The following is a 25,111-nucleotide window of genomic DNA, read 5'->3' as shown; positions in this document are numbered from 1 at the left end:
CGGGCTGTTTCTATTGAAGCGGATTTCAGTGCTGTGTCGGAACCTTATTAACACCTGTGGAATTGCAGCGTAACTATTCGCTGCCTAGCAGGCCTGTAAGTGCGGAGATCGTTAGCAGGCAACTAACCGGACAGTACTAATACGAACGTACGTGTTAGCTGTTTGTTCGGTAATTAGGGTAAGTCATCTGCTGCTGTGCTCATGGCGTAGTCGCCTCCAGAGTGTTGATCGGCTGATCCCGAGCCTGCGCGCTGCTTCCTCCATGTCTCCCTGGCACGCCTCCAGTGTTTGTCGCACGTGGTGCAGTTCCGCTTCTTTGCCCAGCGAGCGTAGGTCCTTCGCGGGCGTTTGCGTAAAGGCTGGCGGTGCTTCGCGTTGTTCGAAGAGTTCGGGAATCAGGCGCACCAGGCGATGTTCATCAATCGCGCCATGCAAAAACAACTCGTCGGCCGAGAGCACGGCCCGCTCCACGATGTTTTCCAATTCGCGCACGTTACCCGGCCAGGCGTACGCCATCAGGTAGGGCAAAAACGCTTCGGGCAGGGTGCCGGCGCCTTGCGGTTGGCCGCTACCCGGCAAACGCTGGGCTATGCCGCGTGCAATCAGTGCGATGTCCTCACGACGTTCGCGCAACGGTATGGTCTGGAGCCGAAGGATGTTCAGTCGATAGTAAAGATCGTTACGAAAACGCCCGGCTTCGATGCGATCGCGCAGGTCTTGGTGGGTGGCGGCGATGACCCGCACATCGATGGAGGTCGGCTCGGTGCCGCCCAGGCGCAGCACTTCGCGTTCCTGCAATACGCGCAGCAGGCGAGTCTGCAGCGACACCGGCATATCGCCAATTTCGTCAAGGAACAGCGTACCGCGGTGCGCCGCCTCGAATAGACCTGGCTTGCCACCCTTGCGCGAGCCGCTGAAGGCCCCTTCCTCGTAACCGAACAGTTCGCTTTCTAGCAGCGACTCGGGAAATGCCGCGCAGTTGATCGCCACGAAGGGGCCGTGGGGGCGACGGCTTGCGTTATGGATTCCTTGGGCCAGTAATTCCTTGCCGGTGCCGCTCTCGCCGGTAATGAGGATGGTGGAGTCAGTCCGTGCATAGCGTTCGGCCAGGCGCAGCAGTTCGCGATTGGCCAGGCTGCCGCCGCTGATCTGTTCCAGACTGTACTTGGCGACGAAGGTCCCGGGGCGCCGCGAGGAGCGAATACGCTGGTCGGCGCGCTGCACCGCCGAGGTGTCCTGGCAGGTCATTACCATGCCCGTGCGCTGGCCATTTTCAAGAATCGGCAGCAGGTTGCTGACGACCGTGTGGGCGCCTAGCCGGATTATTCGGTTCTCCTCGCCGGCACCATCGCGTAGCGCCTGCCCTAGGTCCAGGTCCGGACAGAGCTCCTGCAATGGTCGACCAAGAGCTACGTCCGCCGGTAGGTCCAGAAGCAACGCCAGCGCCGGATTGATCGATTGCACAATGCCCTGATTGTCCACCGCCGCGACACCGGCCGGAATGTGTCGCAGCACTCCGTTCAGGTGTTGGCGCTTGGCGATTTCGATGCGCTGGCTGTGGAGGATGCCGAGCGCTTCTTCCAAAGCCTTGCGTACGGTGTCGTTGCTCAGCGACAAAACGCCCTGCAAGCCTGCTTGCTCCGCCAGTTCGAGTACGGTCGAGGAGCCGATGATGCTGCGGCAGCCCATCCCGGCCATCTGTTCTACTGCCAGCCGCGCCCCATCTAGGGTTGTGTAGGAGGCTTGGTGCACCTGCACGGTGAACAGCGCGGCCATAGCTTCCAGTTCGGCGTTGATGCGGTTGTAGCTGACGACCGCCACCTGTGAGGAATGTGCCCGCGCCTGATCCAGCGCGCGCAGTAGGTCGGCACCGCCGACGCGCATCGACAGTACCGGGCGGGTCAGGTGCTTGCGCAGGTAGGCGGCGGTGGCCCCGGCGCAGACGAAAACGTCGACCTCACCGCGTCGTTCCAGCTCGCGTGCAACTTGCAGCGATTCGCTCACCGAAGTGTCGAGTACCTGGATACTCGTTTCGTCGGAATAATCCGCCATCAGCGCACCCACAACCTGAGCCAGACGGCTTTGCTGGCTCGGTCGCTGCAGATGGCTAATGAGTACGACGATTTGCGCGCGGGGTAAGGGCATGACGCCAACCTCATTCAAGAATGAAATCAATTTTCAGAGTTGAACAGATTCGTTGCGCAAGTGAAACAGCCAGGGTCAGTGCAATTCGCTGACGAGGCTGGCCGATTCGTCGCAGGCCTCGAACGGCGCGGTTTTGCAGATGATCACGCAATCCTTATGTGCACTTGGCCCGACAGTTGCTCCAGCTACGTCGCCATATGCAAATCTCGATAAAAATTCAAAGGGCAGGGCGCATCGATCCCATGAGTAGTCTCAAGGCAGCATCTCCAGTCGCTGGCGCACACAGCGATGCGGCGAACGACGAAAACTTGCTGGCGTTCATTCGCCGCCAGGCCGAAGCACAGCAGGTAGTCATCTTGCAGCGCAAGCGGCTTTCCGGCGGGGCGATCCAGGAAAACTGGCTGTTCGAACTGCAAGTCGAAGGAGGGCCATGGGCCGGCGTGCAACGCTGGGTGCTGCGCAGCGACGCCGCCTCGGCGCTGTCGGCCAGCCTGGGTCGCGCCGAAGAGTTCGCCGTGCTGACCTTGGTCCACCGCGCCGGTGTGAAGGTGCCGCGGCCGCTATGGTTGTGCCGTGACACACATGTGATCGGCCGCGCCTTCTTCTTGATGGAAATGCTGCCCGGCGTCGCTGCGGGCTATCTGCTCAGCGGTAAGGGTGCGGCCAACGGAAATCCGCAACTGGCCGCCGAGCTTGGCTCCAACCTGGCGCGGCTGCATCGCCTGCGCCCGCCATGTGCCGAACTGGACTTCCTGCCGCCGCCGAGCGCCACGCCAGCGCTCTCGGCCATCGCCACTTACCGCGAATTCCTCGACAGCCAGGCGCGAGCCCAGCCCGTGCTGGAGTGGGGCCTGCGCTGGTGCGAACTCAACGCGCCGCGCGATAGCGTCGTCTGCCTGTTGCATCGCGACTACCGCACCGGCAACTACCTGGCCAGTGAAGGTGCTCTGCAGGCAGTCCTCGATTGGGAGTTCACCGGCTGGGGCGATCCACGCGAGGACATCGGCTGGTTTACCGCCCGCTGCTGGCGTTTCGCCCGGCCGGATTTGGAAGCCGGCGGCATCGGCAAACTTGAGGATTTCCTGCGCGGTTACCGCGAGGTTTCCGCATTGCATATCGACCGCGAGCAATTGGATTACTGGCAGGTGATGGCAACTCTGCGCTGGGCGGTGATCGCCCTGCAGCAGGCGCAACGCCATCTTTCCGGTGAAGAGCCGTCGCTGGAGCTCGCACTCACCGGACGTCTGCTACCCGAGTTGGAGCTGGACATCCTCCGCCTGACCGCAGGAGGCGCACGATGAGCCGTCAGCCCGATGCTCGAGAACTGCTGGAAGTTGCCCGTCAGACGCTACTTCAGGAGTTGCTGCCGGCACTGCCCAGCGAATTGCGCTACACGACGCTGATGGTGGCCAACGCCATGGCCATCGCGGCGCGTGAGTGCCAGGCCTGCGCCCAGGCTGAGGCGCAGGAGAGAGAGTGCCTGCAGCTGTTGCTGGGAGAGCATTTGCCGTCTGCGAATGCCGCTCGCCGAGCGCTGGGCGAGGCCATCCGTACGGGTCGTTACGATGCTCCAGAAACGCAGGGCGCGCTTCTCGATGCGCTGCGGCAGACCACCGTCGCGCAACTCGCGATCAGCAATCCGAAGGCGTTGCCATGAGCGTATCGTTCACCGCCGACGTCCTGCCCATACACCGTCGCCGTGTCTACCTGGTGCGCCATGGCCATGTCGATTACTTCGATGCCAGCGGTCAGCCTCTCGATCCACGCAGCGTGCCGCTCTCCGCCGAAGGCACGAGGCAAGTGCAAGCGCTGGCAGAGCTTCTCGCGCCGCTGAGCTTCGACCGGGCGCTGTGCTCCGATTACCCACGCGCGCGCCAGACCGCCGAGCTGCTTCTCGATGGCCGGGGAACGACGCTTGAGGAAAGCGCCGCGTTGCGTGAAGTGCGCGCCGGGCGCTTGCGCGAAATCGCCTTAGAGCAGTTGCAGCAGCGCGTTTGCCAGGCCTACGCCAACCTCGACGATGTGGGTGGCGACTTCCTCGGCGGTGAGCGCTGGGATGCCTTCGAAACACGCATATTGCAGCGCTTCCGGGGACTGCTTCACGAGCCGGACTGGCAGCAGCTGCTGATCGTCAGCCACGACGCAGTCAATCGTCTGCTGCTCGGCTGGGCGTTGGGTGGCAGTCGCGGTTGCGCTGCTGCACTGGAGCAGGATAACGCGTGCCTGAACATCATCGACATCGACATGCAGGGCGAGCACGTCCTTCAGCGCTTCGTCCGTGTGGTCAATCTGACCCCCTATGACCTGCACAAGACCAGCGAGCCGCGAACAGTGATGGAGCGTATCCATGCGCAGATCGCCTTGTTCGCCGCGCCTATAGAACCGCACCGAGCCGAGAACAGAGTACAGCCATGAACTTCACCATTCCCGATGAACTGCTTGCCCTGCAAGAGAAGACCCGCATCTTCATTGCCGAGCAGGTAATCCCGCTGGAGAGCGACCCGCGGCAGAGTGCCCATGGTCCCAGCGAAGCCCTGCGTCTGGAGTTGCTGGCGCGCGCCAGTGCGGCCGGTTTGCTGACGCCTCACGCCAGTCGCGAAATGGGCGGCCAGGGACTGAGCCATGCGGCTAAGGCCATAGTCTTCGAGGAGGCAGGCTATTCGCCACTCGGGCCAGTGGCGCTGAACATCCACGCCCCTGACGAGGGCAACATCCACCTGATGGACGTTGTTGCCACCGAAGCGCAGAAGGATCGCTGGCTGCGTCCGTTGGTACAGGGCCACACACGCTCCTGCTTCGCCATGACCGAACCGGCGCCGGGCTCGGGGTCCGATCCGTCGATGCTCAGCACCACCGCGACCCGCGATGGCGACGATTACCTCATCAACGGCACCAAATGGTTGATTACCGGGGCCGACGGCGCCGGCTTCGTGATCATCATGGCGCGTATGGAGGACGGCAGCGCGACCATGTTCCTTTCCGACATGAACCGCGAAGGCATCGTTCACGAGCGCCAGCTGGACTCGCTGGACAGCTGCTTCACCGGCGGCCACGGGCAGTTGCGCTTCGACAATCTGCGCGTGCCGGCCAGCGATGTACTCGGCGAGATCGGCAAGGGTTTCCGTTACGCCCAGGTGCGCCTGGCGCCCGCACGGCTGACCCACTGCATGCGCTGGCTGGGCGCCGCCCGGCGTGCCCACGACATCGCCTGCGACTACGCACGTACGCGCAACTCCTTCGGCAAACCGCTGGGCGAGCACCAGGGCGTCGGCTTCATGCTGGCGGACAACATGATGGATCTGCACATTGTTCGTCTGGCGGTCTGGCATTGCGCCTGGGTGCTCGATCAAGGCCAGCGCGCAAACGTCGATTCGAGCATGGCCAAGGTGATCAGCGCCGAAGCCCTGTGGCGGGTGGTAGATCGCTGTGTGCAGGTGCTCGGTGCCCGTGGGGTGATTCGGGACACCGTGGTCGAGCGGATCTTTCGTGACATTCGCCCGTTCCGCATCTACGACGGTCCGAGCGAAGTGCACCGCATGAGCCTGGCGAAGAAGATCCTCGACCGCCGCGTAGGAGAACACTGATGCAACCGCCTATTGCCAGACTGTTTGATCTTGACGGTCGCCGTGCATTGGTTACCGGCGCCTCCAGTGGCCTGGGCCGGCATTTTGCCCTGACGCTGGCGGCGGCCGGCGCCGAGGTTGCCGTCGCGTCGAGGCGCACCGAGCAGCTGCGCGAGTTGGTCGCCGATATCGAAGCCGCGGGTGGTCGCGCACAGGCTTTCGCCCTCGACGTGACCCGGCGCCAGGATGTTTGTCGTTGTCTCGACGAAGTCGGGCCGCTGGATATCCTCGTCAACAATGCGGGCGTCAGCGACAGCCGCGCCTTTCTTGATTACGACGACGAAAGTTGGCAGCGCATCCTCGATACCAATCTCTCGGGCGCCTGGATCGTTGCCCAGGAAACCGCGCGGCGGATGGTCGCCGCGGAGCGCGGCGGCAGCCTAATCAACGTCACCTCAATTTCCGCCAGCCGCGTCGCCGGTGCGGTAACACCCTACCTGGCAGCGAAAGCGGGCTTAGCTCAGCTAACCCGCGCCATGGCGCTGGAACTGGCGCGTTACGGCATCCGTGTCAACGCCTTGGCCCCGGGCTACGTGATGACCGACCTGAACGAGGAATTTCTCCGGGGCGAGGCCGGGGAAAAGCTTCGCGCACGAATTCCGAACCGGCGCTTCAGCCTACCGGCTGACCTCGATGGTGCCTTGTTGCTGCTCGCTTCGGATGCCGGCAGGGCGATGAACGGGGCGGAAATCGTGGTCGACGGAGGGCATCTCTGCAGCAGCTTGTAAACGTTTGCAGCGTGCGTTTCGAACAGTCGGAGCTTCGCTCCGCGAAGAGAACAACAGACCGATAACGGTCAGGAGGATTGCATGTTTCAAGGTCACAGTACTGCGCGCCCCATTGGCCCCGAGATTGCCGCTCTGGCAGTGAGGAGAAAGCCATGACGCCTTCGATGCTAGAGGCGGAGCTGGCGCCCAATGACGCTAATCACGTGCCGCTGTCGCCGCTGTCCTTCCTCAAACGCGCCGCGCACATCTACCCGGAGCGTGACGCGGTCATCCACGGTGCGCGCCGCTACAGCTACCGCCAGTTGCACCAGCGCAGCCGCCGTTTGGCCAGCGCCCTGGAGCGCGTCGGGGTACAGCTTGGCGACCGCGTGGCAGTCCTCGCGCCCAACGTGCCGGAGCTGCTCGAGGCGCATTACGGAGTGCCCGGAACCGGTGCGGTACTGGTCAGCATCAACATTCGTCTGGAGGCGCAGACCATCGCCTTCATCCTTCGCCATTCGGCCGCCAAGGTGCTGATCTGCGACCGCGAGTTCGGCGCCACCGTGCGCCAGGCGTTGGCGATGCTGGGGACGCCTCCGTTGGTCATCGATATCGACGATACGCAGGCCTGTGGCGGCGAACTAATCGGCGAGCAAGTCTCAGCAAATCCTTGCATGACGGCGTGGCTGTTATCGATCCGTCGAGAACGTTTCCTTCGGACTTCAACGACACTGCACAAGTCAACACCTGGCTAACCGCAGGCGTTGGAACCGGTGTCTTCGTCAAAGTGTGGGCCTTGGCGCGCAGCGGCTATGAGTCCGGCATGATTGACACGGCGTCCGGTGGGGATCGCTGGATGCTGAGCGCTCTACTGAACTCCTTGAAAGTTCAAGGCGGCCGGTTGGCTATCCTGCCGTTCGAGCTTTCCACCGTCCTACCGTTCACTGTCGAAGTACCGAAAGGAGTGGCGCTTGACCTGAATGGCTCGACTGTAGAGTTCCAGTTGACCGGTGGACTACGGGCGTTCTCCCTCAACTCTAAGTCGCAGCTGTATAACGGCACGGTTACCGTTGTTGGGACAAGCCCTTCGGGCGGCGGTGACAAGCAAGCGCCAGTATCTGGTGGTGACCAGGCTACAGGCGTAGGCCTATCAAGGGCAAAAATCCACGATCTAGTTGTATCGACTAACAGGTCGAACGGAAACGGCGTTGTTCTGTTTGGTGAAAGTGTTGGCTGCGAAATCAAGAATATTACCGCGCCGAGCAGTGCAACAATCGGTCGAGTCGTGGCTCTGGAGTGGGGCGGTAGTTCTTCTGGAACAGGGCACCCGCATAACTGCACGATCGAGAATATTCGAGCTGAGACGCTTTCGTTTGGGGCTACTGCGGGATCGAACGCCTTTGTAGTATGGCTCAGCAGCGCGTTCAATATAACTGTCAGTAACGTATATGCCGACTCTGCCTTCGGTGTTCTCGGAGTTTTTACGGGCGACAAGTCCAACGATTTCGCACCGCTGCGCTACAAGAACCAGATAGGACTTGGGATCACGGCCGATAACATAACCTGCGGGAACGTCAAGAAATACGGCATCCGCTGTTACGGTAAGGGCTCCGATTCCGTTAATGTTTTGCCGCAGAGTGTGGTCATAACAAATCCAGTACTGAAGGCAGACGGGACAATTGCAGATGCTCTCGGAATCCTTTGCGAGTTTTCGGACGGCGTGCGCGTAGTAAAACCGAACATCTCTGGCTTCCAAACTGGGGTTGCCACCGGTCAGGAGGCAAAAAACCTGACTATCACTGGCGGCAAGATATGGGGCAACCGCGGGAGCGGTGTTTCTATCGGGTCATCCGCAGGCGGTGTAACTGGTTGCGAAGTTGACGGCGTCGAGCTTTATTCGAACAACCAGGCAGGATATAACGGCGTTGGCGGAGCCGCTGCAATCTTCATTCAAAACTGCAGCCGATGGGCAGTGAAGGGATGCAAGTTCGGAGTCGCAAGCGGAGAGACTCAACAGTACAGCGTACGGGTCGAGGACACCGCGCCTGACGGTAAGCTTAGCGACAATCATACTTTCGGGCTGGTCGCTGGTGGGGCGGCGTATGTCAATGGGTCTTCGACCAATTACGCGCTAGGTACGAGTGGCGAAAACAATACCGTTGCAAGCGGCCTCAACGGGTACGGCGGAGCCCCCATCTTCCAGACTGATTGGCTCGGTAGAAAGCAGTTCATTATCTCTGGATCGGCGGCGCCCGCCAGCGGCACCTGGCAGCAGGGAGACAAGTGCTTTTACTCCACTCCTGCCGCTGGGGGTTATGCTGGATCGGTCTACACCCTTTCCGGCTGGAAAGGGTTTGGGCAAGTTCAGGCATAAATTCTGTGCAAACGGCGCCTATCCAGCGGGCGCCGTTACTTCAGTTACTTTTTTGCTGCGCTGCAAAACGTGTTCGCCGAATCTTATGATGGGTTTTTCTATGAACCTATACATTAGGAGGGAAATTATTACGCAGGCTAAAATCCAAGAATATCGCCACAGTTCAGCAGCCCATGGCTGAACGCCGAACATCTCAACGAAGTACCGTAGCCCGACCGCTTTCAATACGATCCAGTGAACAAGGTAAAGCGAGTAAGATGCGTTTCCTATTTCTGTAAAGAACTTGTATATGACTAGGTCTAGGCGGGATGGATTATCTATTTTGAAATTCAGGAATGCGATAATCATAGCGGCAATGGCCGCAGCCAAAACCAAGTAGCGCCCAATCATACGAAGCTCAACGTTGGCATTCTTCATAAGGCTGATAGAGATCGCGCACGTTACGACTGATAACATTGCAGGCGCGGCCCATCCAAGCGTTTTTATCTTTGATAAAAACAACCGTAAAAGCATTCCGGTCAGAAAGAAAATATTTAGCGGAGATAGCAGGTGGTAGTCCCAGAAGGGTTCAATAACACCCCTGGCCACAGCCAGATCTTTGGCAAAGCCAACGGCAGCAACACCGAAAATTACAGAGCACAGGAGCTTTAGATTTCCAAACGAAAGACACAGCGCTGCTGTCGCATAGAAAATGATTTCATGCTCCAGGCTCCATCCAACCCCATACGCGGGGGATCCATCTATAGGGGCTATCGCGATCGACAGTGCGAGATTTTCAAGCGTGAAATCGTGAGGGCCGAAGCGCCAGTTTTTGGTAAGGAATAGGTAGAAAGAAATCAGGCAGAAAAAAGCATATATAGGATAAATCCTGAAAAATCTACGTACGGCAAATTCCTTTAAGGAGAAATTTCTTCCTATCGTAATGTGGGCAATAATGAAGCCGCTTATTGCAAAGAAAAGGTCAACGCCTAAATAACCCCACTTGGCTAAAAACGGAATTTCGTAAGCAGCGTCTTTGCCGAATATGTCCACTGCATAATGCGAGTGGAAAATCACGACAGCCAGTGCAGCGATTGCGCGCAGCACTTGAATAGAATCAATCCGTGCGGATGTCATAGGGGTTCCAGCCTCCGATATGCGCATCATCATATCGCAGCCTTCTCCTTTCTTACACGAGAGCGGCGCGTCGAACCTAACAGCCCCGCCAGTCGGGGCTTTTTTCTGCCTGGAGTTCCCATGACCCTCTCTGAAATCCGGGAGCGAGCCATAGCGCCCGCTCTCGCGCTGCTTCCTGCGCGGATGTCGAGCCGAGAGGATGAGATCATGCTGTTGGCTATCACGCAGCAGGAAGACCCGGAGCAGCGGCGCCGTCAGTGGCCGGCCGGCCCGGCGCGCGGGCTGCTCCAGTTCGAGCAGGGCGGCGGCGTGCGCGGCGTGCTGAATCACCCGTCCAGCCGTGACCACGCCCGCCGAGTGTGTGCAGCGCGCGGTGTTGCGCCGGAGCCTGCGGCCGTATGGGCAGCGCTCGAGCGTGATGATGTGTTGGCGTTTGCCTTCGGCCGGCTTTTGCTCTGGACCGATCCGAAGCCATTGCCGGGTGAACATGACGCGACTGGCGGCTGGGAGCTGTACGCCAGGACCTGGCGCCCAGGAAAACCACATCCGGAGCGCTGGCCGGCTCGTTACGCCGCGGCCGTGCGTGAGGTGATGCGATGACGGCCTGGCTGAAGTTCGTGCCCAGCTGGGCCTGGTGGGTGCTGGCTCTGGCTGTTGTGGCTGGCGGGCAGCAGATCCGGGTGCTATCGGCGCAGTCTGACGCCGCGCAGGCGCAGGCTGATCTTGCCTCCTACCGCACCGAAGTCAGCGAGCGCGACCGCCGCGCTGCGCTGTTCGTGATTCAGGAAAACCAGCGGCGCCAGGCCGCGACGGAGAAAGCAGATGCAGAGGCACAGGAACAATTGGCTGCAGCGCGTATCGATGCTCATCGCGCTGGCAGTGCTCTTGAGCGCCTGCAGCAGCGCCTCGCAGCAGCTGAGCAACGCAGTCGTGACGCCGGCAATGCCATCACTGCCCAGCTCAGCGCGTCAGCCGAAGACGCCGCCCGAGTGCGAGCCGACGTGTTCGGCAGGATTGGAGCGGCTGCTCAATTCTATGCTGCTGTCGCCGACGACCGAGGAATAGCGGGTACTGCGTGCGAGAAATCGTATGACGCAGTGAAGGGGAATTGAGGTTGCCCGGACGGGCTGAGAGGGATAGCAATAAAGGTTGCTGAAATGTTGCTGAAACCCCGACTAACCGGGACATATTTTCAGCTACTCTCAGCAACCTTTTCCGCTAGAGGCCCCGTATTCTGGGGCTTGTTTGGTGGAGCCGGGGGGATTTGAATCCCAAACTTCAATATCCCGGCCAAATCAAGGCTTCAGCGCATTGTGCAAGAAATTTTGATTTGTTGGATTGCTCACAGTGAGCGCGAGTATATGAACCTTTCGAGTCTTGTCAAGCATGGCATTAACCTATCTGTGAGAGCGGTTTTGCATGCATTGGCGAGTAGAGCAATCCGACGTCGGTTGGATTTAGGCTGCGTTGAAGCCAAACGTTACCTGGGTTTGAAGTTACCAATGATCTAGCGAGGCGTCTTGGGTTTCAAAGGTGTTCTCATGGGCACTCGATCATGATCAACTCAACTCTCGGTCTTATCTCGACTGCGGTTCGAGGTTCATGGAGTGGCCTTGCTTGGAGGGACTGAAAAAGCGTCGGTCAGCTTGTATCGCGGGCGAGCCTGATTCTGGGTTTCAATCGCGAGCTGCGAAGCGGCGCGAAAAAGGATGGGGGCTGACAGCGTTCGCTCAAGGCGTGCTTGCCAGTACCTTATGGGCGAAGGTAACCAGCTCAGCGCAGTCACCGTTGTTGCTGGTTCGGTCGACAAAAAAGCCTCGGATGCCTACTGCGGTTGGCCCATCTCGGTCGCAACGCTGGGAGTCACCGACCATCCATGATGCGGTTGGGGATGCCCCAAGCTGATCGCAAACCCAACTGTAGATAGCGGGTTCCGGCTTCATTACGCCTAAGTCACAGCTAAATGCATACGCGTCCAGCGTGGGGTAACAACGCAGGACAGCTTGCCGGTACGGGAAAGCCAGGTTCGAGCAAACACCGATTCGAATGCCTTGTTCTTGGAGCAGTTTCACTGCTTCGAGTCCGTCCGGATATGCCTCAACGGCTGCAATCTCATCTGCCAGGACAGTTTCCAGACTGCTCAATTGTTCAGGGCTTGCAGTGATCCCTAAATGCGCTGCGGCTTGCGTCAACGTTATCGCAGATTTCATCAGGACAGACGCGTCGTCCGTTCGGGGGCGCCGCCCATGCGCCTTTCCGATCTTCATCAACTGTCGATACGGATGCGCCCCATCTTGAATCTTTATCAGTGTCCCGAAAGCATCAAAAATGACGGCCTGTATGGTCATTAGACATCCCGTTACGACAGGGTATCGTAGGCTGGCGCATTCAACCGACGTGCTTGATTGGCCCCGAATACCTCGCTCCAGCATGGTCACTGGTTACGAGGATAAAGCCTTTCCGAAGCTGCTTGTCCGATGAGCATCCGATCAAGGGTCACTGTGAAGGAGAGGGGCCGCAGCCGTAATGGCGTGTTGGCTGGATCACTTTCAGATTCACTGCCTGTCACCTTAAGTTAGCTAACCTGCTTAGTCTATCCCCTCGCTGGGGGGGGCGTGGGGCAGCTGTCGAAGTCAACTACAGACCGTAATTAATTGCGTTTTTTTCCGTAACGTTGCGGTTATGTGAAATTATGAACAAGCCATAATTATTGCTGAGCCATAATTCCAATTATTTTCGTGGCGCCGCCGTTCGTCTTGCGACACGTGACGCGCTTCATGCGTGCATGAGATAGGTGGCTAAGTGATACTAATCAGATCTCAGCGCACACCGACTTTCTTAAAGCTGCCCCTTGCAACAAATTACTAAGATCATCTGCTTCCGTTTGCCATTTAAGTAGTCGTGATGATTCGCAGTACCCTTCCGCGTCACAGACGCGCCTCGCTTGTGGTGATAACCGCCGGTGCGAAATTTCAAAATTCGAAAGGGCGACTCCGGACCGGTTGAATAAGTCTCCCATCGACCGTGGAGATAGGTGTCGATCCCTAATAGTCATTGACCGAGTTCAAGATGCGTCCGATAGAGCTATCTTCGTGCTTTTCTGGTGCGTGAGTGTTGGCGATATTTGTCAATATATATGTATTACAAATACCAGTGGTCGGTGGTTGGCTTTTTGTTTTCTAAAAGTGCTTGACGAGCAGTGGTCGGAATTGGATTATTTTCATTGCCTTAGTTTTCAGTTTGCTGTTTTTTGTCCAATGCTGAGCGTAGTGGGGCGATGCTCTAGACCTGCATCGATGAATAAAGTACGTAGTTTAATGATGAAGGTTGATGGGGTTGCGCTGCTCGCCTTTAAGATCTTCAGGCCATATATTAATAGTCAGAACTGACGCTCATTGGAAAACAAGCTTTTCATACTTGGTAGGTTCGTCAAGGTAGGGACGTTTTGCCCAGATTCTGCCTCTAGACATCTATGGCTCAGATAGAGAGATGGTATGGACGATTTAAAGAAAGTATCTCATTTGTTATACGCCCCGGGTGAGGTAATGCCTGGTATCGAGATGTCGTTAGCAGAGGCGTGCGCGCGCGGCTCAGTGGCTGCGTTGTTTGACGAGGTGCCGTTCTGTGTTGTGCGTGACTGGATATGGATCGATCTCATCATGCCTGACGCGATACGAGAAACGTTACTCGCGTCCGGGCAACAGCCCGCGATGGTGTATGCCGGCCGCGTGCTGTACGACAGTGCCCACCGTTTCCAAGAGGGTGACTGGCTGCGAACAACGCAACTGATTGAGTTTGCCGATGGGTGCATATTCAGAACGCGCAATACGCGATATGTGCTTGTTGGCCCGGGGGCTCGCAAAAGCGCCGAGCTCACTACTGTGTTGAGGATTTTTTGATGCGTAGTCAGATATTGGCGGGCATGGACGTACCAGACAACCGACACCCCGATGTGTCTTGCGACGTCTGTGGTACCTCCATGCGAGTGCCTGGGTACGGCGAACAGTTCGGTGTGCTGCAAGCGCACTGGGGATACGGCGCGCGACATGACGGTGAGCGTTATCGCGTACGGATGTGTGAAACCTGCTTCTTCATGACCTTGGCGTACCTGCGACAGGAGCGACGCATACATCATTTGTTTGGCGACGCCCCGCAGCATGAAGACTATAAGTTTGGGCGTATTGGTCGAGACGATTATTGGTTGGACAGCTAGCCGTTAGTGGGGGGAGGCAACGAGTTTTGATCCGAATTTGGGTGCTGACGTGATGAGTTCAACTAAACGAAGTATCGACCAAACACGTGATGTATCTGACGCGTTGTCGCGAGCAATGGATATGTCTTTTGGTAGGGAAGTTACGGCGTATCTCACGGACGCTTATTTAATCGCAGGCTGTTGTATCGGCGTGGTTCATCGTCACGTGCGGGCGGATGTGTATGGAAGGTTCCAGGACGGTCACCGGGTTCGGACCTCCGATGTACTGAAAGCTCATGAGCATGGCGGGTTTTGGGCGCTGTTTACCGCCACGGGCAGCTTGTACGTTATTGTGACTTTCAAAGAAGACGGCGGGCGCCTGTCACTGGATTGGCTGTTGGCACAGAGGGCAAAAGGCATACACGCAACCCCAGTAACGATTCAGTGATCCGTTTCTCGTGTCACTACTATAAAACTGAGCCGACGGTCCGTGCTGATGCTCGTAGGTTTATATCCTCTGGAAAAGAAGAGCGGGGTGTCATGCAGGTAAAGCGTTGGGGGCAGCTTGATGCGCTTCGTCAACAACTTGGAGAAAGTCGCTGGTTACTTTGCGTGGATCTGGAAGCGACTTGCGATGACTACCCTGCTGGCCTAAACGAGGCGGCCCGGAACGCTCACGTATTGGAGGTCCAGCGCGACGAGATGGAGACGATCGAAATCGGCATCGCGCTGTTGGATGTTCAGTCGGAGTACAGGATTGTCGATCATTTCGGACAGTTTGTCCGGCCGCTACTTCGCCCCACGCTAACTGAGTTTTGCACGGGGCTGACCGGCATATCTCAATCTGACGTCGATACTGCAAAGCGTTTCGCGGAGGTACAAGATCAGCTTGGTGACTGGCTGAGGCCGCGAAATACAGAAGGCTGGCGCTGGTGCTCTTGGGGCGATTACGACCGAAACCAGCTGAAGGAGGACGCTTTCAGAGCAGGGGTAGATGTATTGCTGGATCCGGCGCGTCATATCAATCTAAAGAAGTGCTTTTGGAAGATTTTCGCTTGCCGTGCGCTAGGGCTGAAGTGTGCAGTGGAAAGCATAGGCCTTTCCTGGGAGGGTGAGCATCACAGGGCCATCGACGATGCGCGTAATCAGGCACGGTTAGCGCAGTTACTGCTCAGCGCGAGGCAACCGACGTAGTAGGGCGGACGGCGCTGAGCCTGCTCATCAATTCAACCCCGTGGCCGCCCGGCTCGCATCGAGCCGCCATCTCACCAGTGCATACGGAACACATCTGGATAACATCATAAAGAGATTCAACACGTAGCTTGGCGCGAGGTATTGGCTGATGCACCCGAATTGCCGATACTGCTAAATGGCCAGCATGCTTGTATAGGGAGTCGAAGCGATGGCAGGGAAGCGTAAGCGCAGCAGCAAGTCTGGTGTATCTGGAGCGATGGTTCTGTGTGCCCTAGTGATTGGGGGGCTTGCTTCCGTTCCCAAGGGTGTTTGGGTTTTCTTGGGCGGAGCACTCATTGTCGGCATAGGCGGGTGGCTAGTAATAAAGGCCTTCAGCAAACCGTCAGTCATGTCTTCGGCAACAACTATGCGGCCACCCCAAGGGGGAGCTCGTTCAAGTTCCTCGGACCTCGGCATAAGCACCGGCCTGACGTTTTCATTGGATGAGGTCTCGCCACTAAGTGAGCCCTCTGCTCCTGCGCAAGTCTCGGCGTCGCCCCGGCAGGTTTCGGCAAAGCGAGACGACTCTGGCTTTTTTACCGTAACTTTGGAGGCCACTGAGCGGCCTTCCCACCGAATTCCGAGCGCGCCGGCGAACCTGAATAGTGCCAACGTGCGGTGGCTTTCTGCTGGCGAAACCATCGAAGTGGCGGGCGAAAATATCCCAATTGGTCTGATCTACGTCGGCGAAGATAAAAACAGGCGCAATGGACCTTCGGAACCGTCACTGATCAACCCGAAACTGAAGGTCGCACGGGGCATCGTCGATATATCTGAGCGTCTCACCTCTTACTGGCCCAGTTACGACAGCATCTCTCCTGAGGCCCGCCGCGCATATTTGCAATGGCTATCCAGTGGTCGAAAGGCTCCGCATGCCAACATCGGCTACGTGTTCCTATTCTTCTACGGTCTTGAGCGTAGGGTTTTTGTCGACGCCAAGACGGATCAGGCTGCCGCGGCCGACATACCTATCATAATTGCCGAGGTGGAGCGGCTGCTCTCGATCTATGGCAAGAATAACTCCTTCAATAACTACGCCAGTCGCTTCGTAGACTTCCTCCGCCAAGGCCAAATACTCGCCAGGCGCTATCAAAAGGCGCCGCCGGCACCGTTACCTTACGGCTACGAAATGCCTGTAGAGCTGCGTATTGGCCTGGGTCAGTTGGCGGCTGACAAGCAACCAATGCCGGCTGACTGGGCGTTGGCCTGGGTGCTGTCTGATCACAACATCGGGAAGCGGACACCCGTAACCCGCTGTAAAGAAGCGTTCGCCCAGTTGTTCTGCATGCGCTACGAGGAACGTTATGGCGCCGGTATGGTGCTCCCTCAGAACAAGACCCGTCTGAGACTCCAATACAACACCGCTTCTGCGGGTCTACCACCCCAAGAGCTGGATGGCCTATCCGGTATCCCTGATGTCACTGCGACTAGCGCAGCTCGGAAGAAGCTGCAGCAGTTGGTTGACGAATGCACGGTGCAGTTGGAGCCCTACAGTCGTTATCTCGGCCGCAACCCCGGCACTCCTGATGCACTAGAAGGGCTGTTACAGCTGCCCGTAAACCTGTGGCCGCCAGCAGCTCGAACAGCGCTCGCCGAGCTAAAGCAACGCATCGGTGACGGCATGGTGGTCATGAGCTTCGGTGAGCTGGCAGGGCGACTGCAGAGTGCAAGTAGCCTGTCGCGAGACAAGGTTCTGACGCTCGCCCGCGCTCTGGAGTCTTTACACATCGGTATCGAGCCGGATGTGCTGACAGGCAGCCGAACACCCAAGGCAGAGGACAATGTGGCGCTCTTTGCGACCCAGGCTGAAGATGGTGATCTGCGTTCTTCGCCGGCTTATAGCGCCGCCTCTGTTACGTTGGACCTTGCTTGTGCTGTGGCGGCGGCCGATGGTGACACGTCGCCGCAGGAAATTATGCTGCTATCCCAGCATATCGACTCCTGGAGTCACCTGAGCGGTGCTCATCGGAAACGCCTGAAGGCCCACCTGCGTCTGCAGCTTAACCAGCCACCAACCCTGCAAAGCCTGAAGAAGAAACTGGAGCCCCTGGCCGAGCCGGCGAAGAGGGTTGTGGCGGCTTTTCTCGCTCACTTGGCGCAGGTCGACGGCGAGGTTAGCCCCGCAGAGGTGAAGTTGCTGGAGCGCGTCTACAAGACCCTGCAGCTGGATCCGCAATCGCTGTACAGCGACCTTCATGTGGCCGCTAGTGGCAGCCCCGTAGGCTCATCGCAGACAACGCCTTCCATACCCGGAGCAACTCCGTCCAAGCCCGTTGGCGGATTTGCTCTGGACAAGGAGCGCATCGCTCAGTTGCAGCGTGAAACGGAACAGGTATCTGCGCTGCTGGCTCAGGTTTTCGTTGACGACAAGACTGCTGAGCCAGATGACGTAGTTGTGGAAGAGACTGTTGAGGATACTTCCTCCGTTTGTGGCTTAGACGCCGATCACTCAGCCTTCCTGCGTGTACTCGTATCCCGTACCGAGTGGTCTCGTGACGAGTTGGGGGCCGTAGCAAGCGATATGGAACTCATGCTCGACGGAGCATTGGAGCAGATCAACGACATGGCATTTGAGCATTTCGATATGCCAGTCACCGAAGGGGAAGACCCCTTCGAAGTCAACCCTGACATTATGGACAAACTACCGCTATGAGCAGCATCAGAGCCAAGGACCGCGATGCGGTCATCCAGTCCCTGCGCGCCGGCGTCGTTCCCCGTGCAGGCCAGCACCTGATTCAAGTGGGGCGTGTCGGGGAGCTGGAAGCACTCATCCGTGATGTGGAGCGCCTCGCGGAAAGCGGTTCCGCGTTCCGCGTAGTGATCGGTGAGTATGGTGCAGGCAAGACATTCTTCCTCAACCTGGTTCGCTCTATCGCGATGGAGCGCAAGCTCGTCACCATGCATGCCGATCTGAACCCGGATCGTCGTCTCCATGCTACTGGTGGGCAGGCTCGCTCGCTGTATGCCGAATTGGCCAAGAATATGTCCACCCGAACTAAGCCTGATGGCGGCGCTCTGCAAGGAATAGTCGAGAAATTCGTGGCACAGGCCAAAAAGGAAGCCAAAGCGTCCGGCAAAGACAGCGAGGCTGTGATTCGCGAGCATCTAGACCAACTGACAGAGATGGTCAACGGCTATGACTTTGCTGATGTAATCGCGGCCTATTGCAGAGGCTTCGAAGAGGGTAACGAGCAGCTCAAGGCTGATGCTATCCGCTGGTTGCGTGGCGAGTTCACTACCAAGACAGATGCCCGCACCGCACTGGGGGTGCGAACCATCGTCGACGATGGTTCGGTCTACGATCAGCTCAAGCTGCTTGCGCGATTTGTTCGGTTGGCCGGCTTTAGCGGGTTGATGGTATGTCTCGATGAGCTGGTGAACCTGTACAAACTTTCCAACACCCAAGCTCGTAACGCTAACTACGAGCAGATTCTTCGTATCCTCAATGACTCCCTGCAGGGCTCTGCTGAGGGGCTTGGTTTTGTGCTGGGCGGTACACCCGAATTTCTCATGGATACGCGCCGCGGCCTCTACAGCTATCCGGCGCTGCAGTCGCGTCTGGCTGAAAATAACTTCGCCAAGTCCGGGCTGGTAGATCTGTCCGGCCCTGTCATACGCCTCACTAGTCTGACACCTGAGGATTTCTACGTGCTGCTGCAGAAACTGCGTCATGTATACGCGGCAGGCGTGAGCGAGCGCTATTTGCTACCCGACGAAGCATTGCCGCTGTTTATGGCCCACTGCAACCAGCGGATGGGTGAGGCCTACTTCCGTACCCCGCGGACGACCATTACCGCATTCATCAGCCTGCTAGCGGTGTTGGAGCAGAATCCTGACGCTGATTGGCGGACCCTGTTGGGTGCCGTGGAGATTGCACCGGATCGAGGCGGTGAGGCCGATATCCAAGTGGATGCGGACGATGAGCTTGCCACCTTCCAGCTCTGAATCGGTTGGCTTCGAACTCCTTGAACCGCGAATCCAGCGCTGGATATGGACCGAGGGCTGGACCTCCCTGCGGGACGCCCAGGAGCGTGCTATCCCTGCGCTCTTGGGGGCCGACCAGGATGTCATCATCGCGGCGGCTACAGCTGCAGGCAAAACCGAAGCCGCGTTTCTGCCCATCCTTACCAATCTCCTGCAGGACACGGAAAAGCCTGGGGCGGTGCTTTACATCAGCCCGCTGAAGGCTCTCATCAATGACCAGTGGGATCGTTTGGCGAGGCTTTGCGATGAGCTTGAGCTTCCTGTCATTGCTTGGCATGGGGATATCTCAGCGAGCCGCAAACATCGCTTCCTCAAGTCCCCGGAAGGCATTCTGCTGATCACGCCGGAGTCGCTCGAAGCTCTGTTCGTGAACAAGGGAACCAGCCTAGCGGGATTGTTTGCCAACCTGCGGTACCTGGTGGTGGATGAGCTCCATGCCTTTATCGGTAGTGAGCGAGGCAAGCAGCTGCAGTCACTCATGCATCGTGTTGAAACAATCATTGATCGCCCCCTGCCCAGGGTTGGTCTTTCCGCCACGTTGGGCGACATGACGCTGGCTGCTGCCTTCTTACGTCCCAATGCCCCTCATCATGTGTCGGTGATCGAATCCAAGGGTAGTGGCCAGATACTTAAGGTTCAGATCAGAGGGTATGTGGAGTCCAAGAAGACGCTCCCGGTACAGCCTGAAGGTGACGATGTTTTTTCTCCGGACCATGCCATCGCAGAGCATCTCTTTCAGGTGCTACGGGGCAGCAATAACTTGATCTTCCCCAACAGTCGAACTCAGGTTGAGTGGTTCGCTGACAATCTGCGGCGCCGTTGCGAGCAGGATGGTGTACCGAACGAGTTCTGGCCGCATCACGGCAGTTTGGCGAAGGACATTCGAGAGGAAACCGAGAAAGCGCTGAAAGCCGGTGACCGGCCTGCCACCGCAGTCTGCACTACCACGCTGGAGCTTGGGGTCGATATCGGCAGCATCAAGACGGTAGTGCAGATCGGGGCTCCGCCATCGGTAGCTAGCTTGCGTCAACGCTTGGGGCGATCCGGACGCCGTCCGGGAGAGGCAGCCATTCTCCGAAGTTACTGCAAGGAGCGTCAGCTAGACGATGGCTCGCCCCTGTCAGATCGACTTCGCCAGGGTTTGCTGCAAAGCATCGCGATGATCCGGTTGTTGATGCAGGGCTGGTTCGAGCCTCCTCGTGTTCATGGCCTTCATTTATCGACGCTGGTACAGCAGTGCCTCTCGGTGATAGCCCAGCGGGGTGGAGCTACAGCTGCAGAGCTTTGGAGCACCTTGATACGCAGTGGTCCGTTCACTGGGGTGGAGCAGGGCAGCTTCCTCAGTTTGCTTCGTGCCTTCGGTGAGCGCGATTTGATAACCCAGGAAACATCGGGGCTCCTGCTACCCGGCGTAGTGGGGGAACGCCTGATCAACCACTACGACTTCTACAGTGCATTTGTCAGTAATGAAGAGTTCCGCCTGGTATGCGATGGCAAACCACTTGGCGCATTGCCCGTCTCCAGGCCATTGACCGTCGATCAGCGAATCATCTTTGCTGGGCGCCGCTGGCGGGTAACGAGCGTGGACACTGAGGCCAAGGTCGTTGTCGTGAGATCCGATCCCGGTGGTGCTCCCCCGTCCTTTGACGGGCTTGGAGCCCGTGTACATGATCGGGTTCGGCAAGAGATGAGGAGCGTCTTGTTGGAGGCGGACGTCTACCCCTATCTTGATACTACGGCACAAGAGCTACTAGCTCAGGCACGTAGCGCTTTTTCGGACCTTGGACTGGCACATTCGAGCATGACCGAAAGCGGAGGTAAGACTTACCTTTTCAGCTGGCGAGGCGATTGGACAAACGATGCCCTAGCCATCTTGTTGACGCACACCGGACTAGCCAGTGAGAACAGCGGGTTGGTCATCGAGGTTGAGGGAGATCGGACGTCGCTTGAAAGCAAGCTGCGTGAGATCGCCGAGTGGGACGGTATTGATGAATCCGCTGTTCTGGCGGACGTACAGAACATGGCTCAAGAAAAATGGGATTGGGTGCTTCCGCCAGCATTACTCATGCAGTCTTACGCCACGATGCATTTGGACTTGGGTGGAGCAAAGGCCTTGGCATTGGCTCTAGTGAGCCAGCCTGCGGAGACGGCCTGATATCTAGCTTATTCGTGTGGTGCCTGCTTTGTTGAAAGCCGACTTTGGTTCATCTGGTCAAGATGGACCGCGGTCTGGCTTCGGCCCAAAGCTGCCTGAGCTGATACGGCGGGCTTTTCCAAGGGCCGGGCGGTTTGATCTGACGCTGTTGTTTATGAAAAAGTTGATTCCAGCGGCTGTGATGTCTAGGCGACCAGCGAATCCGTTGCACACGAGTTCTGTAGGAAAACAATGCTTCGTATTGCTCTGGCAATGCGATTGCATTACCATGCGGGCGTCAAACCCGATCCGCAGGAGACTGCCATGGCCGCCACCTTCGAAGTCGAATCCACCCTTACCGATCGCTACCAGACCACGGTGCCGGAAACCGTCCGTCGTGCTCTCAAGCTGGGCAAGCGCGACAAGATTCACTACACCATTCGCCCCAGCGGAGAAGTGGTGCTAACGCGCGTCGAAGCATCCGACAGCGACGACCCAGTGCTCGGTCAGTTCCTCGGCTTTCTGGCTGCTGACATCACACGCCATCCCGAGCGGCTGCAATCTGTGGATGTTGGGCTCGTCCAACGGCTCCAATCATTGGTAGCCGGCGTCGATGTCGATCTCGATAATGTCCTGTCGGCGGATGATGAATGAGCGCAGGAAAGCCCGAGCCTTTTGTCATTCATGGCTGGACGGTTTTTGCTCATCCACTTTTCATCGCACAGATGGAAGCGCTGGCGCTGCAAGTCGAGACCTTTAAGCAAAAAGACCCCGTCGGGTATGTGAAGAAGAATGCCAGTAAACGACTGGCTGCGGTCATCAAGCTGGCGTTTGATGTCATCCCACAAGATCCGACTCGACCGGAATACCGCCAGGGCGGGACGCTCGGTGACGATCACAAGCACTGGTTTCGCGCTAAGTTCTTTCAGCAGTACCGACTATTTTTTCGCTACCACGCCCCGAGCAAGGTGATCGTCTTCGCTTGGGTGAATGACGAAGACACAAAACGCGCCTATCAAAGTAGCGACGATGCCTATCGGGTGTTTCGAAAAATGCTGGAAAGCGGGCACCCGCCTGACGACTGGGATCGGCTCTTGGCTGAGGCGCAAACAGAATTGCTGCGGATGCAGGAATCATTGGCTAGGGCGACAACGGTGTAGTGAGAGCTGTTTTTCCATGGAAACACGATGCGCCATAAGGCACGCTCTTCGCCATCTCAAGGATGAGATGAAGCGCTTCCTCCGCTACGTTCCCTGTGATCGCTATCTCTATACTTTGCGTGTGGTTTATACGCTAGCGGTATTGCGATCTCCGAATGTTGCACTACGGTTCGTCTGCTGTAGATGAACCATGATCCATGCGCCTTTGTTGGTTCAATCTATAAAGCGCGCGTCGGTTGCCGGGCGTTGGTAAATGAAAGGCTACCGAGACAGTAAAGATTTGAAGTGAGCAGCTTCAAGTTAATCAGGTGGTCTACCAATAAGCCAACGTCTAACCGAGTCGCATTGAAGTCAATTTAGTCGATTAAACGTCTTTATCTATAACACACCTGCGGTTGCATGCGGCTTTTGATTAGGAATGCAATAGCTGGAAATTAGCGCTTGCAAGCTTACCGTGACGCATTGAAACCCAAAATATCCAGTTGCTCGGTCAACCAGCGATGTGCCTGATATGTGCTCTGAAATTTACGAGCTAGGGTGCGTACACCTTTATCTACGTTACAGTCACGGAGCGTGAGGCCAAGACCTTCTTCGTAGATCTCGTAGGTCTTTGCTTTAATATCGCCGAGCCGCATCGCAAGCAGCCTAACGTCATCGAGAGAATGAATGGGGGCGATGCTGTGCTTGCGCACGTAGGAGCGTACCTTATCTGAAAGCTCATTGAAGTCATCTGCATTAATGCGGTGGACTATATCGTCTGAATCTGGGATTTGCTCCGGATAGTCATCATCAAGTGATACGCAGTGCTCCACACCGTGAATGCTGACTACTAGATATTGACCGCCGAATTCGTCGCACTCGCAGTTAAGAATTAGGATAGACATGTTTTTTCCTCAGGTTGTTATTCTGTCCATAATTCTAAGTTCCTCCGTTTAAAAAAAGCAATAGGCTATACTGTGTTTTTATACAGCTCCTGGTTGATGCCCCGAAACCCGTTCGACCTACCTATCTCGTAGAGGTGTCCGGCCCATGATTTCATAATTTAAAGTGGTACAAGACGTATGTCATGGGCAGTGGTATCTCGGTAAGCGATCGCGCCAGTCCGTCTTGCCGACACAGGCTGTGTGCGCAATTTAAAATTACTCCTCTCATTCTGACATTTTAAAATGTAAATCGACTGAAAGAGCGGAAGCACCTGCTCATGTTCAGCGCTATCCAGTCGGCCAATGTGCTGCTCCCGGTGGATCGTCTTGTGGGATCAGGTAGCATGGTGCGTCCTTGGCCAACGAACCAAAGTCCGGAATGCAATATAGAAAGAATAGAATTTTTGCATTTTTGCATTTTTGCATTTTTGCATTTTTGCATTTTTGCATTTTTGCAATATTTGGCTTTTGGGGTTATATAAAAAATAATGTTCTGGCTGTTGTTTTTTTGTTTTCGTATTTGCAATAATTGATTGTGTGGCATGTGTCACGCAAATAATAATAAGAAGAGTAGTATGAATGCAGAGACTCAAAGCGCCTACATTAGTTTGGCCAGTAATTTCTATGCGACTCGAATGCAGGGCGTTGAGCTTGATGAGCTCAATATTATTGGTGCTTTGCTACGGGCGGCCCCTGATTACCGCCCGGATTATTACCGGCGCCTACGTAACGCTTTGGCGTTTGATCAAAAGCGTCGAGGAAATTTCTGGGCTGCCCAAGAAATCAATCGGACGCTCAATCCGGTCACTGTGTTAAATCTGCCGCGAAAGAAAAAGCAGCGACGTCCGCAGAAGCTTTCTACCGCTGATTTCGAGGCGTGGCTACGGTGTCTGGCTGAACGAGATATGCCTGTCGAAGCGGGAGCTTTAATGGTGATATCTCTTACCGGAGCGCGACCATGCGAGCTTAACGGCATTTCCATCGATGGCCGGCGCGTCCATATATCCGGTGCAAAGCTTAGCCACAACGGTTTACGCGGCGCTAGCCGAGCGCTCGAGGCTGACGATGGTGTCTGTAACATCTTGAGAGATGCTCTCGCTGCTTTTAAATGTCAGCCGCGCAGTATGGATTCAATACGCGTTGCGCTTCACCAAGTCGCTACTGAGCTATTCGGTAGGAGGAAGGTGCCGAGCATGTACACGCTTCGTCACCAGTTCGGAGCAAATTTGAAAGCTTCAGGCATGTCTGCGGTTGAGATGGCGTATGTCATGGGTCACCAGGCGACCGATTCGATTAGCCGGTACGGCGATAAACGAACCGGACGAGCAGAGGCTGTTAAGGTGAAGCCCGCAAGCGATGCTGATTTCTCAAAGGTGAGAGATACAGTGCCCACGCGAATGCGTGCGGTTGAGCTGGCCCTTAGTGTTAAGCGAGACAGAGAGCGTAGGTCTGAAATAGCCGACGGCTGAGGTACCTCCTGTTGGTTTGACCGTTCAGATGCAGCTCGGCTGATGGCCTGT

General features: G+C 56.9%; 21 protein-coding genes and 1 pseudogene. 18 read left to right on the top strand and 4 right to left on the bottom strand.

Annotation, left to right across the window (positions count from 1 at the left end):
* Positions 1–183 precede the first annotated feature (183 nt).
* A complete protein-coding gene (gene prpR, locus NA645_RS12965; protein WP_256049182.1) occupies positions 184–2,145 on the bottom strand; it encodes a propionate catabolism operon regulatory protein PrpR in 1,962 nt (653 codons plus the stop codon).
* Positions 2,146–2,387: 242 nt separating this feature from the next.
* Here prpR and NA645_RS12960 point away from each other — a divergent pair, with 242 nt between their 5' ends.
* The 7 genes and pseudogenes from NA645_RS12960 to NA645_RS12930 all read left to right on the top strand — a co-directional run bounded on the left by NA645_RS12960 (position 2,388) and on the right by NA645_RS12930 (position 8,849).
* Positions 2,388–3,446, top strand: a complete 1,059-nt coding sequence (locus NA645_RS12960; protein ID WP_152480963.1) for a phosphotransferase family protein — start codon at positions 2,388–2,390, stop codon at positions 3,444–3,446.
* Positions 3,443–3,802 carry a DUF6285 domain-containing protein gene (locus NA645_RS12955; protein ID WP_152480962.1) on the top strand — a complete coding sequence of 120 codons (360 nt, stop codon included), beginning with the start codon at positions 3,443–3,445 and terminating at the stop codon, positions 3,800–3,802. The genes NA645_RS12960 and NA645_RS12955 overlap by 4 nt, the downstream gene beginning before the upstream one ends.
* The gene (locus tag NA645_RS12950; RefSeq protein WP_256049181.1) at positions 3,799–4,560 is read left to right on the top strand and encodes a histidine phosphatase family protein; all 762 of its coding nucleotides are present in this window, start codon (positions 3,799–3,801) and stop codon (positions 4,558–4,560) included. The genes NA645_RS12955 and NA645_RS12950 overlap by 4 nt, the downstream gene beginning before the upstream one ends.
* Positions 4,557–5,729: an acyl-CoA dehydrogenase family protein gene (locus NA645_RS12945; protein WP_256049180.1), complete on the top strand. Its 1,173-nt coding sequence runs from the start codon at positions 4,557–4,559 to the stop codon at positions 5,727–5,729. The genes NA645_RS12950 and NA645_RS12945 overlap by 4 nt, the downstream gene beginning before the upstream one ends.
* A complete protein-coding gene (locus NA645_RS12940; RefSeq protein ID WP_256049179.1) occupies positions 5,729–6,496 on the top strand; it encodes an SDR family NAD(P)-dependent oxidoreductase in 768 nt (255 codons plus the stop codon). Before NA645_RS12945 ends, NA645_RS12940 begins: the two co-directional genes overlap by 1 nt.
* Before the next feature lie 152 nt (positions 6,497–6,648).
* Positions 6,649–7,104: pseudogene (locus NA645_RS12935) on the top strand (AMP-binding protein); the annotation flags it as partial.
* 53 nt (positions 7,105–7,157) lie between these two features.
* Positions 7,158–8,849, top strand: coding sequence for a hypothetical protein (locus NA645_RS12930; protein WP_256049177.1), 1,692 nt, complete (start codon positions 7,158–7,160; stop codon positions 8,847–8,849).
* Between the two features lie 18 nt (positions 8,850–8,867).
* Here the strand turns inward: NA645_RS12930 and NA645_RS12925 are convergent, their stop codons facing one another.
* Complete coding sequence (locus NA645_RS12925) at positions 8,868–9,998, bottom strand: acyltransferase family protein (RefSeq protein ID WP_256049176.1); 1,131 nt, start codon at positions 9,996–9,998, stop codon at positions 8,868–8,870.
* An 87-nt stretch (positions 9,999–10,085) separates the two neighbouring features.
* Between NA645_RS12925 and NA645_RS12920 the strand changes: the two genes are divergently transcribed.
* Positions 10,086–10,565, top strand: a complete 480-nt coding sequence (locus NA645_RS12920; protein ID WP_256049175.1) for a hypothetical protein — start codon at positions 10,086–10,088, stop codon at positions 10,563–10,565.
* Positions 10,562–11,077, top strand: a complete 516-nt coding sequence (locus NA645_RS12915; protein WP_256049174.1) for a DUF2514 family protein — start codon at positions 10,562–10,564, stop codon at positions 11,075–11,077. Before NA645_RS12920 ends, NA645_RS12915 begins: the two co-directional genes overlap by 4 nt.
* A 618-nt stretch (positions 11,078–11,695) precedes the next feature.
* Here the strand turns inward: NA645_RS12915 and NA645_RS12910 are convergent.
* On the bottom strand, positions 11,696–12,313 hold the full coding sequence (locus tag NA645_RS12910) for an HAD family hydrolase (RefSeq protein ID WP_256049173.1): 618 nt from the start codon (positions 12,311–12,313) through the stop codon (positions 11,696–11,698).
* A 1,146-nt stretch (positions 12,314–13,459) separates the two neighbouring features.
* Between NA645_RS12910 and NA645_RS12905 the strand changes: the two genes are divergently transcribed.
* The 8 genes from NA645_RS12905 (at position 13,460) to NA645_RS12870 (ending at position 22,668) form a co-directional block, all read left to right on the top strand.
* A complete protein-coding gene (locus NA645_RS12905) occupies positions 13,460–13,864 on the top strand; it encodes a DUF6957 family protein (protein ID WP_256049172.1) in 405 nt (134 codons plus the stop codon).
* The gene (locus NA645_RS12900) at positions 13,864–14,178 is read left to right on the top strand and encodes a hypothetical protein (protein ID WP_256049171.1); all 315 of its coding nucleotides are present in this window, start codon (positions 13,864–13,866) and stop codon (positions 14,176–14,178) included. The genes NA645_RS12905 and NA645_RS12900 overlap by 1 nt, the downstream gene beginning before the upstream one ends.
* A 519-nt stretch (positions 14,179–14,697) precedes the next feature.
* Positions 14,698–15,351, top strand: coding sequence for a 3'-5' exonuclease (locus tag NA645_RS12895; RefSeq protein ID WP_256049170.1), 654 nt, complete (start codon positions 14,698–14,700; stop codon positions 15,349–15,351).
* 208 nt (positions 15,352–15,559) lie between these two features.
* Complete coding sequence (locus tag NA645_RS12890) at positions 15,560–18,043, top strand: TerB N-terminal domain-containing protein (protein WP_256049169.1); 2,484 nt, start codon at positions 15,560–15,562, stop codon at positions 18,041–18,043.
* Positions 18,040–19,335, top strand: coding sequence for an ATP-binding protein (locus tag NA645_RS12885; protein ID WP_256049168.1), 1,296 nt, complete (start codon positions 18,040–18,042; stop codon positions 19,333–19,335). Before NA645_RS12890 ends, NA645_RS12885 begins: the two co-directional genes overlap by 4 nt.
* Positions 19,310–21,529, top strand: coding sequence for a DEAD/DEAH box helicase (locus NA645_RS12880; RefSeq protein ID WP_256049167.1), 2,220 nt, complete (start codon positions 19,310–19,312; stop codon positions 21,527–21,529). The genes NA645_RS12885 and NA645_RS12880 overlap by 26 nt, the downstream gene beginning before the upstream one ends.
* Before the next feature lie 303 nt (positions 21,530–21,832).
* Positions 21,833–22,162, top strand: a complete 330-nt coding sequence (locus tag NA645_RS12875; RefSeq protein ID WP_058076952.1) for a type II toxin-antitoxin system PrlF family antitoxin — start codon at positions 21,833–21,835, stop codon at positions 22,160–22,162.
* Positions 22,159–22,668: a type II toxin-antitoxin system YhaV family toxin gene (locus NA645_RS12870; protein WP_058076943.1), complete on the top strand. Its 510-nt coding sequence runs from the start codon at positions 22,159–22,161 to the stop codon at positions 22,666–22,668. Before NA645_RS12875 ends, NA645_RS12870 begins: the two co-directional genes overlap by 4 nt.
* 449 nt (positions 22,669–23,117) lie before the next feature.
* On the opposite strand, the gene NA645_RS12865 is transcribed toward NA645_RS12870, so the two are convergent.
* Positions 23,118–23,552 carry a hypothetical protein gene (locus NA645_RS12865; protein ID WP_256049166.1) on the bottom strand — a complete coding sequence of 145 codons (435 nt, stop codon included), beginning with the start codon at positions 23,550–23,552 and terminating at the stop codon, positions 23,118–23,120.
* Positions 23,553–24,166: 614 nt separating this feature from the next.
* On the opposite strand from NA645_RS12865, the gene NA645_RS12860 reads away from it, so the two are divergent.
* Positions 24,167–25,060 carry a site-specific integrase gene (locus NA645_RS12860; protein ID WP_096269046.1) on the top strand — a complete coding sequence of 298 codons (894 nt, stop codon included), beginning with the start codon at positions 24,167–24,169 and terminating at the stop codon, positions 25,058–25,060.
* The last annotated feature ends 51 nt before the right edge of the window (positions 25,061–25,111 follow it).

It is taken from the genome of Stutzerimonas stutzeri (genome assembly GCF_024448955.1).
In the GTDB taxonomy this organism is placed as follows: domain Bacteria; phylum Pseudomonadota; class Gammaproteobacteria; order Pseudomonadales; family Pseudomonadaceae; genus Stutzerimonas; species Stutzerimonas stutzeri_AQ.
Note: the sequence above shows the minus strand (reverse complement) of the source record. Positions and strands in the feature narration are given on the sequence as shown.

Bases quoted from the DNA above. Each gene is read 5' to 3' on its own strand.
- NA645_RS12890 (WP_256049169.1), top strand. From the start codon at position 15,560: ATGGCAGGGAAGCGTAAGCGCAGCAGCAAGTCTGGTGTATCTGGAGCG.
- NA645_RS12875 (WP_058076952.1), top strand. From the start codon at position 21,833: ATGGCCGCCACCTTCGAAGTCGAATCCACCCTTACCGATCGCTACCAG.
- NA645_RS12865 (WP_256049166.1), bottom strand. From the start codon at position 23,552: ATGTCTATCCTAATTCTTAACTGCGAGTGCGACGAATTCGGCGGTCAA.
- NA645_RS12915 (WP_256049174.1), top strand. From the start codon at position 10,562: ATGACGGCCTGGCTGAAGTTCGTGCCCAGCTGGGCCTGGTGGGTGCTG.
- NA645_RS12860 (WP_096269046.1), top strand. From the start codon at position 24,167: ATGAATGCAGAGACTCAAAGCGCCTACATTAGTTTGGCCAGTAATTTC.
- NA645_RS12950 (WP_256049181.1), top strand. From the start codon at position 3,799: ATGAGCGTATCGTTCACCGCCGACGTCCTGCCCATACACCGTCGCCGT.
- NA645_RS12905 (WP_256049172.1), top strand. From the start codon at position 13,460: ATGGACGATTTAAAGAAAGTATCTCATTTGTTATACGCCCCGGGTGAG.
- NA645_RS12880 (WP_256049167.1), top strand. From the start codon at position 19,310: ATGAGCTTGCCACCTTCCAGCTCTGAATCGGTTGGCTTCGAACTCCTT.
- NA645_RS12885 (WP_256049168.1), top strand. From the start codon at position 18,040: ATGAGCAGCATCAGAGCCAAGGACCGCGATGCGGTCATCCAGTCCCTG.
- NA645_RS12900 (WP_256049171.1), top strand. From the start codon at position 13,864: ATGCGTAGTCAGATATTGGCGGGCATGGACGTACCAGACAACCGACAC.
- prpR (WP_256049182.1), bottom strand. From the start codon at position 2,145: ATGCCCTTACCCCGCGCGCAAATCGTCGTACTCATTAGCCATCTGCAG.
- NA645_RS12960 (WP_152480963.1), top strand. From the start codon at position 2,388: ATGAGTAGTCTCAAGGCAGCATCTCCAGTCGCTGGCGCACACAGCGAT.
- NA645_RS12910 (WP_256049173.1), bottom strand. From the start codon at position 12,313: ATGACCATACAGGCCGTCATTTTTGATGCTTTCGGGACACTGATAAAG.
- NA645_RS12895 (WP_256049170.1), top strand. From the start codon at position 14,698: ATGCAGGTAAAGCGTTGGGGGCAGCTTGATGCGCTTCGTCAACAACTT.
- NA645_RS12925 (WP_256049176.1), bottom strand. From the start codon at position 9,998: ATGATGATGCGCATATCGGAGGCTGGAACCCCTATGACATCCGCACGG.
- NA645_RS12870 (WP_058076943.1), top strand. From the start codon at position 22,159: ATGAGCGCAGGAAAGCCCGAGCCTTTTGTCATTCATGGCTGGACGGTT.
- NA645_RS12945 (WP_256049180.1), top strand. From the start codon at position 4,557: ATGAACTTCACCATTCCCGATGAACTGCTTGCCCTGCAAGAGAAGACC.
- NA645_RS12940 (WP_256049179.1), top strand. From the start codon at position 5,729: ATGCAACCGCCTATTGCCAGACTGTTTGATCTTGACGGTCGCCGTGCA.
- NA645_RS12920 (WP_256049175.1), top strand. From the start codon at position 10,086: ATGACCCTCTCTGAAATCCGGGAGCGAGCCATAGCGCCCGCTCTCGCG.
- NA645_RS12955 (WP_152480962.1), top strand. From the start codon at position 3,443: ATGAGCCGTCAGCCCGATGCTCGAGAACTGCTGGAAGTTGCCCGTCAG.